This is a genomic window from Paenibacillus sp. F411 (assembly GCF_017582705.1).
In the GTDB taxonomy this organism is placed as follows: domain Bacteria; phylum Bacillota; class Bacilli; order Paenibacillales; family Paenibacillaceae; genus Paenibacillus_AQ; species Paenibacillus_AQ algicola.
Window position 1 is genome coordinate 29,078 of the sequence record NZ_JAGFIP010000011.1, and the last position, 14,380, is coordinate 43,457.

A 14,380-nucleotide genomic window follows, 5' to 3' on the forward strand; every position below is an offset into this window, starting at 1 on the left:
ATAGTCTCTATAACTCAGTTAAATTAAACAACTTGCCAGTTTTAAGAAAGTCGAACTGCCCTCATTATTTATGGTAAAATATTGTCGTATCTCACAAAAAGGAGAATGGAAACTTTGTCTAAACCAGTATACGGTAAATCGACCAAAAGGTCGATAGAAGTCGAACAACCCTCTGCGCTGCAGTGGGTGTTAATTATTGGCATGGTGATTTTCTTGGCATGGACTCCGTTTCAGACGGGGCTGTTTAATGGTCAGATGCTAGATTTTGAGAGACCGATCTTCTGGGCTGCGATTCTGGCCTGCGGGATGGGTGTGCTGTGGTTTGCAGCGTATTTCAAACAGGTCCGTTTGGAGGATCAGCGGGATTGGCTCGCGGTCGCGGTGCTGCTGCTGCCTTTGAGCTATGTGGTGTCGCTGGCCGGGGCGGCCTCGCATTATTTAGCGATGAATATGGTCGTGATCCAGGGTGTGCAGGCAATCCTGTTCATTACGGGTCTGTATCTGCTGCGGCATCCGGTGGGGAATCGGATCATTCAGGCTGCGATGATGGCGGTGGCTTATCTGATCGTTGGTTTCGGGCTGCTGCATTGGTTTGGCCAAGGCAAAACCGCCGGTGCTATCGCACAATGGTTCTCTAACACGGTAGCGAACGGTATTTATACGAATGCAGTCATGACCGACTCGAACGGATTACGTCTGACCTCGGTCTTTCAGTACGCAAATACATATGCGGCTTTTCTGATGGCCTTTTTGTTTGCGGCGGTGTTCTTTATCACCTCTTCCCGCAAAGCGTATGCTCAGGCCTTTCACAGCTTCATGCTGGTTCCCATCATAGTCTCCTTGCTGCTGACGCTCTCCCGCGGGGGACTGGTAATGCTGCCGGTGGCGTTCGTGCTGCTGCTTCTGTTCCTGAAGCCCGCCCAGCAAATTTTGTGGATGGTGCATTTGGGGGTGGCAGGGGCAGCCTCGCTGCTCATCTCCAAACCGGTGACGGATTTGGGCCTGCAGTTAAATGAAAGCTTCAGCGGCAGCGGTGCTCTGAAGGGCTGGGGATATGTACTCGGCGTTTCTGCACTTGTCGGGCTGCTCGGCTGGGCCATTCAGCGGTATGCTGCTCCAGTGCTGGAGAACGCTTTTCACAAATGGAGTGACCGCAAAGGCTCCACACTCTGGATTCCCATCGGCTCGGTGGTGCTGGGCGGTCTGCTGATCGCGCTGTTCATTGGAACGAGCCTCAAAAATCTGCTTCCGGATAACCTGAGCACCCGTCTCGACAACATTAACTTCAACCAGCACAGTGTCCTGGAGCGCTTTACGTTCTATAAGGATGCGATGAAGGTGGTCGGTGATTATCCGATCTTTGGAGCAGGCGGCGGTGCCTGGGCAGCCCTGTACGAGCAGTACCAGAACAATCCGTATACGAGCCGCCAGGCCCATAACTTTTTTCTGCAGTATTTCATTGAAGTGGGCATTGTCGGGTTCCTGATCTTTATGTCCTTTATCCTGTATATCTTCTATAAATATATCCGCGGTTATTTCAAGTCAGGTGAGGCGCAGCAGCGCTCGCACTTCTTATATATAATCGTGGTGCTGTCGATTCTGCTGCACAGCATTTTGGACTTTAATATGAGCTATGTGTTTATCGGCATTCTCGTCTTTCTGGGCCTTGGCGGTATGGCGGCGGCGATGGATCACCAGCCGGTCACCCGGCTGAAGCTGTCACCTTCGACGGCCAAAGGGGTGTATGCCGCGCTGGCGGGGATTGGACTGATCCTGCTGCTTATTACGTCCATCCGGTATGTACAAGCCAGCAGCGCAGCGCTGGATGCACGTCAGGTCGCCAAGACCAGCACTTCTTTTGAAGAGATCAAGACAGCTCTGGAAAAAGATCTGAAGATCCGCTCCAGCCATCCGGATTCCGTACTGCTTCTATCCTCTCTATATTCGACAGCTTACCAGCAGACCCAGGATGAAGGATTCTACAGCCAGCTGATCGCCCTGTTGAATGATGCTCTGGAGGATGAGCCCTACAACAAAGCGATGCTAAGCCGCCTGATGCAGGCGTATGAGCTGAAGGGCCAGCAGGACAAGGCTTTTGCGCTGTTAACGAGCCACGCCTACAAGTTCAACTGGGATATCGAATGGCATGAAAAAATCATCAACCAGGCCTTTGAGCTGGGCTATCAGTCGCTCGGCGCCGGGGCTCTGGACGCCAAGGACAAATATTTCAGAGAAGGGATCGCTACGTTCCGGCATGTACAGGAAGGCGTGGAGCATTTGAAGACGCTGCCGGAGGGGCAGATGCAGGGACGCCCATTTGAAATTACGCCAACCATGATTCTAAACGCCGGCAAAATGAATTATATGATAAACGAGCCTGAACAGGCTTCGTCCGTGCTCGCCATGGGGCTGCAGGAGGATCTGTCACAGCCCCTGCAGCAGGATATTGCCGCATGGTATCTGGCTGCTCTGCAAAAGCAGGAGCAGGGGGATCCTGAGCTCATGAATAAGCTGAAGCAAGTCGATCCTACCGCTGAAGAGCGGATTCAGAGCTGGTCACAGCTGCAATTCTAGACTACCTCTGAATAGAGAACAGCTTTTCGGGGCTTGCGGAGGCTGTGCTTAGGAAAGAGCAAAAACCCACCGTAAAGCTGCGTGCCTTCGGTGGGTTTTTGATTTATCCATCGACCAGCTGCGGGCTGCTGCGAATGAGCGCCTGATGATCCCACAGCTGCTTGCGCAGATTGGATTTGGAGCCTTCAATCTTGAAGTGTGGCACGCCGCATTCCTTGGCGATCGGAACGCAGCTGCCTGTGGCGTCATGGGAATTGGCGCTCAGAAGCATAAACAGGGCGTTGGCGCGGCGCAGGTGAGGATGTACTCGTTCGGCACTCCGTCCCGTGTCATGGACCAGCTTCGCCCCGGTCTCTGCGACGACAGACTCGAACCACTTCGCCAGCCCGCCGATGATCACGATGGTGCAGCCTTCCAGGTAGCGCTCCTGCTCTTCTTCCCGGGTCATCTTGGGACGGCTTGCAGGACGCGCTTTGACAGCATGGTCTGTCTGAGGCAGCTCGGCTGCTGTGAACAGCTTCGACAAGCGCGCATACCGGCCATCCACTGCCACATTAAACAGACAGGGATCGCCGTCCTGCGGATCTTGGATCGCGACATCCTTTTCGTGGATCGGAAACCGCAGCTCCTCATTGTTCATGTCTACACAATAGTATGTAAAATGCTCGCCCAGCTTCACATAGCCCATAAACTGTTGGACAGGCGCCAGCGAATCATCACCCTGCAGGAGCAAACGGATATAATACGAGGTCGTTCCGTCTTCCCGCTGCTGCGGCTCACACTGCACCTCTGCTTCATGCTCCAGCCCGATGCTGTTCACCATGGATTCCGTAATATTGAAGGTCTCTCCGTGCTCCAGCACGATATACCCGCCATGATCCCGCCGGTAAAAGGTGCCGGAATAGAACGGGGCACGGTCTTCGGGGGCACGGTCTTCGGGAGCGGGATCGTCCTGAGTTGGTGAGGGGTCCGGAGTCTCTTCAGTTACAGGTGAAGCTGCTTGCTCTGGATCGCGGTCTGGCTGGGGGGCTGACTCTGCCTGCTCAGTCGCCGGGTGATCTGCTGGAGCCATATCCTCTTGAAGCCATGTCTCGATCGTATTCATCAGGAGCATGGTGCTGCTAATTCTTTCACGCAGGCTGACTCTGGCGGTGGGATCTTGAACCTTGGCCACATCCGCGAAGTACTGCCCTGCCCTCTCCTGAAAAAATTGCAGGACCTGCTCTGCGCTCAGCTGAGGCCGGGGCCGGCTTCTTACTTCCTGCTCCAGCAGCTTCACCTTACCCTTCAGCTCATCCAGCTGCTCCTGGCTCTGCGACTGAAGCCGGTGCTCACGCTCCTGCTGCTGCTCCAGCCCCTTGTTCAATTGCCGCAGCTCACTCTCCAGCTGCACCTTTGTCCGCTCCAGGGCGTAGCCTTTCTTCTTCTCTTGCTCCAAAGCCTCTTCCAGTGCGCCCAGTCGTCCTTGCTGCTCCCGGGAACGATGCTCCAGGCCGGAATATAGCTCAGAGGTGCGCTGATGACTCTTCTCCAGCAATCTTAATTGCTTGCGCAGCTTCTCTGCTTCCAGCTCCGCCTTCTGGCGAAGCTCCCGTTCTTTGGCCACCAGCGCCTTGCCTTTCTCCGATTGAAGAGACGCTGTGATCTCCGAAACGCTTGTCTGTTCCGCTCCTACAGCTTCCGGGTCCGCTTCCGAAGCTGCTGCCGCTTCTTCGGCTTCCGGCGCTTCGCAGGTGCTCGCGATGAGGCTTGCCGCCGGCGTTATGGCCTGCTGCGGATGGGGACTCGCGGGCTCTGTATCCAGCTCCGCCAAGCGGTGCTGAATGGACTCATCCTCGATCGGGAAAAAACGCAGGGACCAGTAGTAATGCCATTTCCCATACTGCTGCACCAGCTCGCTTTCAGCTTGCAAATGCCCTGTCGCTTGGCTGGAATCCGCATCCTTCAAGAGCGGCAGAATCATGGGCAAAATAGAGCGGATCGCTTTGACTTTCTCATTATTTTTACTTATACGCATGCGTAGAAGCTGCATAAAGGTTGCGTCTGGGAAGGGCTGATGCTGGGGGATTTTAATCTTAATATTCAGAAAATCAACCATAAATTTCTTCTGCTTGTCCGTCAGTTCACTTAATAGCAGCTGAAATGGCCTATAAGGAAACGGCTCGGCCAGCTGTCTCATGAGGACGTGCTTAAAGGGTTCTGCTTTGTCGAGATCCATGTCATCCGGAATCAGGCTCATGAGCCTGCCTGCGAGTTTATGCTTCATAATCTGCCTCCAATCCCAAATTTATAAAGGTCCTAATATGCACGGAAAGCACCTCAAGTTAGACGGTGCCTACTTCGAGATGCTTTATCGAAACTTGTATCTATCTTCTATTGTGTCCATTATATTATAGGATTCCTGCTGATGAAAGGGGGGCCTTTTACAGCCCATTTTACAGTCCATGTTTCTGTTCTGCACACAAGCTATATTCGTAAAATTCGACATATTTTGTCTATTACTTTAAGTAAAAACATGGTAATATATAGGCTCAGGGTCTTAAAATATACTCAGTCACAGCGAATTAATAGGTATATAGAACTATTATTATTGATACTTTGCTTATATGCGCATTGATTTAAGGAAGATTTAATGCGTATGGAAAGCGATGAAGCACAGGCTGTGCTCCTTTAGCTAAAGACCGGCACCGATATTACCGTTACCTCATTATGCGTAACGTATAATATAAATCTAATTGTTCAACATCAGGAGGAGTCTGAATGCTAGTCAGCAAGATTGTCCATCGCTTCACATCAGGTTTATTGGCAGTTGTGTTATGTGTAATGTGTGTATTGGGAGGTGCCGGTCACGCGAGTGCAACGCCACAGCAGTCTACTACGTTCTCCCTGTCCACCCCCCAAATGTCCTACAACGCTGGCGAAGAAATGACGCTGGTAGTCGGATTAACGAACATGGACGCCCTCGATCCGCTCGGTTTTTCCCAATTAATGTTTCACCTCAAGTTCGATAGCTCGGTCTTTTCTTATTCAGATTATACGTACCCGGATCCTGCTCAAACGATGAAGTATTTCCACGCGGATTACACCGTTTCGGGTTCATTGGATCATCCAGACTACCATGTAACTACACCAGTATTAAGGGACTATGGCAATGGAGAATTCTATCTCGACACCTCCATTAAGGCACCAGACCACGCTCTGATCTATAGCGGTAGCTATGACGATTTGTTCACATTCAAGTTCAAGGTGAAAGAGGATGTACAGGTCTCAAGTTCAACGATTTCTTTTACTGCTATTAATATTGCGGATTCCAATGATTTTAATCCGTCCATGAGTTCAATCGTAGGTGTTCCGGTGCAGGTGAATATCAATTATATTCCTGATTTCAATATCCCTGATTTTCCCAACCCCGATCTCCCTCCCGATTTCCCTACTGATCCTCCCATTCCCGTTCTTTCCTCTGAAAAGAACTTATTAACCGCTCAGTTCGATCATTTTCGCGGTATGGTTGATCATGCATCGGATGTAGTGTTCTTTCTCATGCCCCATGGTCAAAGCCCTTTCGATTCTGGCACATTGACATTCAGTCACACGGGGCAAAGCTTGAGAAACACGCAAAGTCCTCTAACATCACCTTCCGTAGTTTCTTTAGATGACTTATACACAGAAGGACTGACCGTCACCGCTGAAGATGGAACTACAAGGTCATATGCTGTGCAGTTCATTCCTGCCCCTGTAACCTCGGTTAAGCCACATTATTCCGATTGGGTGCTTCATGTAGGCAACCATTTACAAAATGGTCTCGAATTGTTCTTTATGAACTTGCCATCTATCAATGCGCTACACACAGATATTATCTGGGCCTCCAGTCATCCGAATGTAGCTTCGGTTAGTCCGGCAGGTATGATTGAAGCTCATGCTGCAGGCACAGCTACGATTACAGGTACTTACAGAGGGATCGGCTATGAGACGTCGATCACGGTAGTAGACCCTAAGCCGGTTGTGACTGGATTGACGGTGACCCCTGTTACAGCTTCGGTGTACGTTGGAGACACGGTTCAAATCGATTCTCATATCAATTACTCCACTACACAGATCTTTATGATGACACGGTTCTCTGCCTTGGATGTTGATGCTCAGGACTCCAACGTCTCGACGACTGCCTCCGATGAGTTAACGTATTCATCCTCAGACACCTCGATTGCAACCGTTTCAGACACGGGCGAAGTGTATGGGGTAGCTGCAGGCACAGCAGACATCCGGGTTAAAATTGCCGGTTTCTCCGAAACAGTCACGGTCCATGTTATGGCCCGGCCGGTCGTAGTACCTGATCCAGGCACTCCGAGCAATGAGGTTACGGTTCCACCCGTCACACCAAGCCCTGTAGTCACGGTTCCCACCACGCCCCCGGTCGTGGAAGCGAAGCCGGCAAAGCCTGTCGTTGATATTTTCCTCAGTGAGATTGTTAAAGCCGATTCTAACGTAGTATCGGTCATCCAGAAGAAGCTCGAGAATGTGGGCATAGCCTCGCAAACGTTCACAACTCCTGTATTGAAGCCGTCGGATACGAAAGGACATTGGGCTGAAAAGACGGTTGACCTTTTTGTAAAGCTTGATGTTATTAAAGGATACAAGGATGGAACGGCTCAGCCTGATAAAAATATTTCCCGGGCAGAGTTTATCTCGATCCTGTCTCGCCTCTTCCCTGTTCAAGGCAACAAGCAGGCAGCCTTCAACGATATTCAAAATCACTGGGCAAATGCTTCCATCGCCCAATTCGCCTCCGCCGGGATTATTAGCGGCTATGGGGATGGCACATTCAAGCCCAACGGCACCATCACTCGTGAAGAAATGGTAGTGATCTTGTCTCGCATCATTAACTTCCAGAACGTTCAAAAGGACGTGAATAAAGTAGTCACAGATCCTGTATCAGCCTGGGCGAAGGAATATGTCGATATGGCCGTCCAGGCAGGGATCATCAACGGTAAAGGAAACGGTCAATTCGATGGCCGTAGCAGCTCCACGCGTGCCGAGGCGCTTCAGGTCATCCTGAATACCCTTAACCTTAACGCTGAAATCAAGACCCTGTTAGACAGCTTGGAGTAGTATTCAAGCACAAAGAGGCCATCCCATAAGATCTTAGATCTTGCGGGATGGCCTCTTCCTATTTGACTCTATGAAGTTGCCTTGCGTTCTCCCCCTACATTTCCCCTGCCATCCCTCCAAAAGCGCTACGGCCGCTCCTGCTCCAGCTTCTTCTGCATATACTGCAGCAGGCTTTCCCGCAACTCCTCATGCTGCAGCGCATAATGAATGGTCGTCTCGATGAAGCCCTGCTTCTCGCCGACATCATGGCGGATTCCGTCAAAGTGGTAGGCCAGAATCTGTTCCTTCCGGGACCAGGCTGCCAGCGCATCCGTCAGCTGGATTTCCCCGTTCTTCCCTGCTTCCTGCGCTTCCAGCACCTCAAAAATACCCGGCGGCAAAATATACCGCCCCATAATTGCGAGATTGGAAGGAGCCTCCTCCCGGGAGGGCTTCTCAACCAATCTTTCCGTTGCATAGATTCGCTCGGCCACAGGCACGCCGTCCACGATGCCGTAGCGGCCCACCTGATCCCACTCCACCGGCTGCACGCCGACCAGAGCGCTGCCATACTGATCGTAGACGTCGATCATCTGCTTCAGGCACGGCACCTGCGACTCCACAATATCATCGCCAAGCAGCACCGCAAACGGCTCCTGGCCGATAAATTTGCGGGCGCACCAGATGGCGTGACCGAGTCCCTTGGGCTCTTTTTGCCGGATGTAGTGAATATCTGCCATATCGGAGGGACGCCGCACCTCTTGCAGCAGCCCCCATTTGCCCTTCTCCGCCAGATTGTGCTCCAGCTCGAAGGAGGAGTCGAAATGGTCCTCGATCGCCCGCTTTCCCTTGCCCGTCACGATCAGAATGTCCTCAATACCGGAGGCCACCGCCTCCTCGATAATGTACTGGATGGTGGGCTTATCGACGATGGGAAGCATCTCCTTGGGCATCGCCTTGGTCGCCGGCAGGAAGCGGGTGCCCAGTCCTGCGGCCGGTATAATCGCTTTGCGTATTCTCATCGTATGCTCTCTCTTTCTGCAGCACCTGCTGCAAGCTATATCGTCTCACGTTCCTCTGTTGGCTGAGGATATTGTACCATGCGCCGTGCTATTTTTCCTGTTTGAGGACAGAAGCTCTTTCGTCTTCCCAGGTATCAAGCTTGCCAAAATAGGTTATTGAACAATAACCTCATGCCCAAAGGAGCGCACCCCCATGAACGAGAGAGATCTGTATTTTGACAATTTAAAATTCTGGCTCATTCTGCTCGTGGTCGTGGGGCATTTCATGGAGCCGTTCTATGGGGAGTCGCCGCTGGGGACGCTGTATCCGTGGATCTATTCCTTCCATATGCCGCTGTTCGTATTTGTTGCCGGCTATTTCTCCAAAAGCATCACTTACCCCAAATATTATATTCAGCTTGTGTCGAATCTGGCGCTGCCCTATCTGATCTTTGAGACGCTGTACACGTGGTTTGACTTCTATACGCAGGGCTTGGAGAAGCTGCATTTTACGTATTTTTATCCGTATTGGATTCTATGGTTTCTGTTTAGTATGCTGCTATGGAAAATGCTGCTGCCCTATCTGCTCGTTCTCAAAGCGCCGCTGTGGATTGCTCTTTGGTCCTCCGTGCTGCTCGGTTATGCCCTTGATGTCGATTATTATGCCAGTGTTTCGCGGACGCTGTATTTTTTACCGTTCTTCCTGCTGGGTGTTTATTTCAAAAGAGAATGGCTTCTCCTTTTAAAAAAACCGGGGGTGCGCCTGGTCTCGCTCCTGATGCTCCTGTCCGGAGCCGCTCTTCTCCATACGCTGTCCCCCGTGCTGGAGCCGGCCTGGTTCTATGGTGCGATGAACTATGCCCAGTTTGGGCTGGACACATGGTATGCGGGCGCGTTCCGACTGCTCACGTATACGTTTACTCTGCTCATGGGGGCCGCATTTCTGTCCTGGGTCCCGCAGCAGCGGCACTGGTATACTGACCGGGGCATGAACACGATGTATGTGTTTTTGCTGCACGGCTTTGTGGTCAAGTCGCTGCTCTACTTTGGCGTGCTGCAGGAGATCGGCTCCGTTGCCGGCGGCATTCTGCCGATCCTGCTCGGCGTGCTGGTCACGGTGCTCTTATCGTCAAGGGCCGTCAAAGCAAGTATGGGCTGGCTGGTGGAGCCCAATGTGAGCTTTTTGTTCAAGCCGCGCGTGACCCGACGATCCCGGGAGGTGCGGCGCAAGGAGGAGTTTTAGGGTTAGCGCATCTCCCACCGCTCCCCCGTATCCATGTCCGTCAGCAGCACAATGCTCCGGCTGTGGGGAAGGTATTCAATCATGTAAGTATGCTCCGGGTCCAGGTTCTCGATCAGGCCGCTGTATCTCAGCACCTCCCCGGATTCCAGAATGAATTTGGTCGAACTGCCAGGTCCTTTGGAGGAGGCGGCGTGGAAATACTCGATATCCTGCGGCACACCGGTAAACACTCTGAAGTCCTTCTGATAGTAATGGGGAATATCCAGCAGGTCATTCCGTCCCCAATAGCAAACTCCGGCCAGGACGAGGAGAAAGAGAAGGTTGGATGCCATTTTTGCAGAATAGACGTAGTCCTTCCAGCTGTTTGCCCGGTGAGCGGCAATGAGGTTGGAGGAAATCAGGTATAGCAGCAGAAACAACAGCATAATACTGCCTGCAATCACGGTGGCGGTGATATCCTTCAGCAGCACAAATGATAACAGCGCAATAAATAGTCCGGCCAAGAGCAGCAGGGCCAGGGTTTTGGCATGCCGCTCAAACAGGAGCTCTAATCGGTGCTTGGGGGCTTCTGTTTCTGTTCCTGTTGAGGGCTGGGGTGAGGATGTGGTCATGCGTAATCTCCTTTCGACGGGGTTCATAAGTATGTACGGTCAGAGCCAGGCCGATGAATCATAAAGTGTCATATCAAAAAGGAGCGCAGCCCGAACTTGCGGCAGCACTCCTTCATGGTTCCTATTTCACCAGCTGTCCCCGGGTAACCCCGAGCTGGTTCGTTGCTTTCAGCTGCTTCCACACCTGGGTTCCGCTAATTTCGCCGCGCAGTGCGCGATGATACAGGTCAATGACCTCCTGCACCTGCTCCGGCGTTTCTTCCAGGAACTCTACGCGGTATCTGGAGACGCCCAGCTCCATAAAATTACTCAAATACTCTGCTCCCGACTGCTCGATCGCATTGTAGACGGTATTCCGGCAGCCTTCATCCACCCGCACGGGGTGGGACATGCCGATCCGGTCCTGAAGCGAGGCGCGGTGCTCCTCGCAGGGACGCCCGCAGTTGGTGAAGTCGGTGCCTTCACTCATAAACGTGCAGTATACACAATGCTCCGTATGGAACATCGGCAAATGCTGATGAATGACAATCTCCATTCTGGAGGTGTCCGAACGGCGAAGCAGGTCAATCATCTGCTGGATGTTCAAATCATACGACGGCGTCACGAGCTCGCAGCCGGACTCGATGAACAGGTCTGCTGCTTTATGGTTAGCAATGTTCAGCGAGAAGTCTCCGATCAGGCGAGGATGAGTCTGGTCGGGATGCTCCAGCCGGTGGCGCAGGTAGAAATACAGCGCCCCGGTGTTGCGCACCAGCACGGCATCCGGCTGGAGGCGCAAAATGTTGTTGTGGTAGCCGTTCTCGCCCGGCATATGAATGCGCGGCGTAGCCAGCGCGATCTGCTTGCCGGCCGCCCGGACGGCATCCACGGCTGCCGGGAATTGCTTAATAAATTCGAAGTCGGCGTAGATCATCTCGACGCCGGCTTCCAGCGCAGCCTGTACCTGTGGCAGGCTGCGGCAGAGCGCGGTCAGCTGTGCTTCACCGCGCGGCACTTGCGATGCCGGTATGGAGGCATCGCCGTAGACCGAGGCCTCCCGTTTGATGTAGACGGGAGGCTTCGGGCGCTCGCCCGACAGCAGCTCCACCGCCTGGCGGCGGATGCTGTTGAGCTCGCGCATCGGCACGATGACATCGCCGTGCAGCTCGGCCTCGAGCTGCTCCAGCTGATAGATCGTGCCGCCCAGGCGCCCGAACTGCTCCTCTAGCAGCTCGCGGTTCATCGGGCGCTTCTTCGCGATTTCCAGCTCCAGCTCTGAATCCACACGGAACGTGGTGCCCTTCTGGACATCGGTCCACCAGGTGGACAGAGGCTGTCCCGGACTTCCGCTGACGCGGACGTGCACCGGGAATACCCGGTACGGCTTGTCTGTCTCAAACGTCTGACGCAGCCGCTTATCTAGCGCCGGGTCGTTCGTCTTCCAGATCCGGTCGCCGACATGCAGCCGGCGCAGATCTACATCACTGCGGCCGGGCACAATGTCGACGATCCAGCCTTCGCCAGCCTCGCCTTCCAGCTTCACGCCTTTGCGGCGGACATCATAGACACGGCCGCCCTCTTCCTTGCGCGTCGGATCTCCGGCATCAAACACAATGCCGTCCCCGCGCTTGAGCGGAGCCTCCAGGCGGCAGACTACGCCGTCCCGCAAAATCTGCTCTACCTTGCCCAGGTATACCCCGCGGCTCTTCGGAAACGTGCCATCGACCAGCTGCTTATTGTTCGTTCCGCTAAGGAACCCGTGGGTAAAGCCGCGCGAGAAGCTCTGCTGCAGCTCGCGGATGTCTTCCTTGCTCGGCTTGGCGTTCTCCCCGTCAAAATATTGGTCAATCGCCTTGCGGTACTTACTGACCACATTGGCTACGTATTCCGGCGTCTTCAGGCGTCCTTCAATCTTGAAGGACGTCACGCCGGCCTCAATCAGCTCTGGCATCAGATCAATGGCAGCCAGATCCTTCGGTGACAGCAAATACGCCACATCGCCCATCGGCTGCTGCACACCATCAACCATCAAATCGTACGGCAGGCGGCAGGCCTGCGCGCATTCGCCGCGGTTCGCCGAGCGGCCGCCCCACATCTCCGAGGTCAGGCACTGACCGGAGTAGGACACGCACAGCGCTCCATGCACGAACACTTCCATCGGCAGGCGGGCCTGTTCTCCGATTTTTTGAATCTGCTTCAGGTTGTTCTCGCGGCCCAGGACGACCCGCTCCATGCCCCAAGGCTTCGTAAACTCCACCGCTTCCGGGGATGTGATCGTCATCTGAGTAGAGCCGTGAATTGGAAAATCCGGAGAAATCTCGCGGATCAGCTTCACCAGTCCCAGGTCCTGCACGATGACGGCATCGACGCCGGCATCCACACAGGCGTCAATGAGCTCCTTCGCTTCCTCCAGCTCATTCTCAAACACGAGAATGTTAAACGTGAGGAAGCCCTTTACGCCATAGCTGTGCAAAAAAGACATAATTTCCGGCAGCTCATTCATCCGGAAATTGTTCGCCCGTGCCCGGGCATTAAACTTTTCGACTCCAAAAAATATCGCGTCTGCGCCGTTTGCCACCGCAGCCCGCATGCAGTCCCAATCGCCTGCAGGCGCAAGAAGCTCAACATCCTCCCTGCGCAACATCGGTGTATCCATGTATATCCTCCCAAACCGGGATTTCCATCGCCGGTACCTATATATTTCCAAGATGTCCAAAACGCCGTCCCGACATTCCATCAGCCATGCATGCTATAACTTATTAATTGTAGCAAAAACCGCTCCAGATAAAAAGACTTTCTACAAATAGGCATCCCTTCGGCGCGGCGTATCTCGCGTGCGCGGGCTGTGCGCTGGAGTGCTTGCTAGCGGGTTCGGTTTTTCGCATTCATTTGGCGCGGGGGCGGGCTGCCGCCGTAACGAGTTCGGTTTTTCGCATTCGTTTGCTCCAGATGCGCCATACCGACGCAACGAGTTCAGTTTTTCGCGTTCGTTTGCTCCAGATGCGCCATACCGACGTAACGAGTTCGGTTTTTCGCATTCGTTTACTCCAGATGCGCGATACCGACGTAACGAGTTCGGTTTTTCGCGTTCGTTTGGCGCGGGGGCGGGCTGCCGCCGCAACGAGTTCGGTTTTTCGCATTCGTTTGGCGCGGGGGCGGGCTGTCGACGCAACGAGTTCGGTTTTTCGCATTCGTTTGCTCCAGATCCACCGCATCGACGTAACGAGTTCGGTTTTTCGCATTCGTTTGCTCCAGATGCGCCATACCGACGCAACGAGTTCGGTTTTTCGCGTCCGTTTGCTCCAAATGCGCCATACCGACGTAACGAGTTCGGTTTTTCGCATTCGTTTGGCGCGGGGGCAGGCTGCCGCTGTAACGAGTTCGGTTTTTCGCACTCGTTTGCTCCAGATGCGCCATACCGCTGTAACGAGTTCAGTTTTCGCGTTCGTCTGGCGCGGGGGCGGGCTGCCGACGTAACGAGTTCGGTTTTTCGCATTCATTTGGCGCGGGGGCGGGCTGCCGCTGTAACGAGTTCGGTTTTTCGCATTCGTTTGCTCCAGATGCGCGATACCGACGCAACGAGTTCGGTTTTTCGCATTCGTTTGATCCAAATGCGCCATACCGACGCAACGAGTTCGGTTTTTCGCATTCGTTTGCTCCAAATGCGCCATACCGACGTAACGAGTTCGGTTTTTCGCATTCGTTTGATCCAGATCCACCGTATCGCCGTAACGAGTTCGGTTTTTCGCGTTCGTTTGGCGCGGGGGCGGGCTGTCGACGTAACGAGTTCGGTTTTTCGCGTTCGTTTGCTCCAGATGCGCCATACCGCTGTAACGAGTTCGGTTTTTCGCATTCGTTTGCTCCAGATGCGCCATACCACCGTAACG

8 protein-coding genes are annotated in these 14,380 nt (G+C 53.5%); 3 read left to right on the forward strand and 5 right to left on the reverse strand.

What is annotated here, in order from left to right; all coding sequences use genetic code 11:
• Positions 1-114 precede the first annotated feature (114 nt).
• Entirely contained in the window at positions 115-2,574 is a 2,460-nt protein-coding gene (locus JJQ72_RS12480; RefSeq protein ID WP_208203885.1) for an O-antigen ligase family protein, read from the forward strand.
• A 103-nt stretch (positions 2,575-2,677) separates the two neighbouring features.
• Here the strand turns inward: JJQ72_RS12480 and JJQ72_RS12485 are convergent, their stop codons facing one another.
• On the reverse strand, positions 2,678-4,840 hold the full coding sequence (locus tag JJQ72_RS12485) for a hypothetical protein (protein ID WP_208203886.1): 2,163 nt from the start codon (positions 4,838-4,840) through the stop codon (positions 2,678-2,680).
• Between the two features lie 494 nt (positions 4,841-5,334).
• Between JJQ72_RS12485 and JJQ72_RS12490 the strand changes: the two genes are divergently transcribed.
• A complete protein-coding gene (locus JJQ72_RS12490) occupies positions 5,335-7,680 on the forward strand; it encodes an S-layer homology domain-containing protein (protein WP_208203887.1) in 2,346 nt (781 codons plus the stop codon).
• Between the two features lie 125 nt (positions 7,681-7,805).
• On the opposite strand, the gene galU is transcribed toward JJQ72_RS12490, so the two are convergent.
• The gene (galU, locus tag JJQ72_RS12495; RefSeq protein ID WP_138227207.1) at positions 7,806-8,681 is read right to left on the reverse strand and encodes a UTP--glucose-1-phosphate uridylyltransferase GalU; all 876 of its coding nucleotides are present in this window, start codon (positions 8,679-8,681) and stop codon (positions 7,806-7,808) included.
• 193 nt (positions 8,682-8,874) lie between these two features.
• Here galU and JJQ72_RS12500 point away from each other — a divergent pair, with 193 nt between their 5' ends.
• Positions 8,875-9,903: an acyltransferase family protein gene (locus JJQ72_RS12500; RefSeq protein WP_208203888.1), complete on the forward strand. Its 1,029-nt coding sequence runs from the start codon at positions 8,875-8,877 to the stop codon at positions 9,901-9,903.
• A gap of 2 nt (positions 9,904-9,905) precedes the next feature.
• On the opposite strand, the gene JJQ72_RS12505 is transcribed toward JJQ72_RS12500, so the two are convergent.
• From JJQ72_RS12505 to JJQ72_RS12515, 3 genes are all read right to left on the reverse strand, one after another.
• Positions 9,906-10,514 carry a hypothetical protein gene (locus JJQ72_RS12505; RefSeq protein WP_208203889.1) on the reverse strand — a complete coding sequence of 203 codons (609 nt, stop codon included), beginning with the start codon at positions 10,512-10,514 and terminating at the stop codon, positions 9,906-9,908.
• Positions 10,515-10,635: 121 nt separating this feature from the next.
• The gene (locus tag JJQ72_RS12510) at positions 10,636-13,149 is read right to left on the reverse strand and encodes a U32 family peptidase (RefSeq protein ID WP_208203890.1); all 2,514 of its coding nucleotides are present in this window, start codon (positions 13,147-13,149) and stop codon (positions 10,636-10,638) included.
• Between the two features lie 229 nt (positions 13,150-13,378).
• Positions 13,379-14,368, reverse strand: a complete 990-nt coding sequence (locus JJQ72_RS12515) for a hypothetical protein (RefSeq protein WP_208203891.1) — start codon at positions 14,366-14,368, stop codon at positions 13,379-13,381.
• Between the last annotated feature and the right edge of the window lie 12 nt (positions 14,369-14,380).

Coding starts and splice junctions, on each gene's coding strand:
- JJQ72_RS12485 (WP_208203886.1), bottom strand. CDS start 4,840: ATGAAGCATAAACTCGCAGGCAGGCTCATGAGCCTGATTCCGGATGAC.
- JJQ72_RS12490 (WP_208203887.1), top strand. CDS start 5,335: ATGCTAGTCAGCAAGATTGTCCATCGCTTCACATCAGGTTTATTGGCA.
- galU (WP_138227207.1), bottom strand. CDS start 8,681: ATGAGAATACGCAAAGCGATTATACCGGCCGCAGGACTGGGCACCCGC.
- JJQ72_RS12500 (WP_208203888.1), top strand. CDS start 8,875: ATGAACGAGAGAGATCTGTATTTTGACAATTTAAAATTCTGGCTCATT.
- JJQ72_RS12505 (WP_208203889.1), bottom strand. CDS start 10,514: ATGACCACATCCTCACCCCAGCCCTCAACAGGAACAGAAACAGAAGCC.
- JJQ72_RS12510 (WP_208203890.1), bottom strand. CDS start 13,149: ATGGATACACCGATGTTGCGCAGGGAGGATGTTGAGCTTCTTGCGCCT.
- JJQ72_RS12515 (WP_208203891.1), bottom strand. CDS start 14,368: ATGGCGCATCTGGAGCAAACGAATGCGAAAAACCGAACTCGTTACAGC.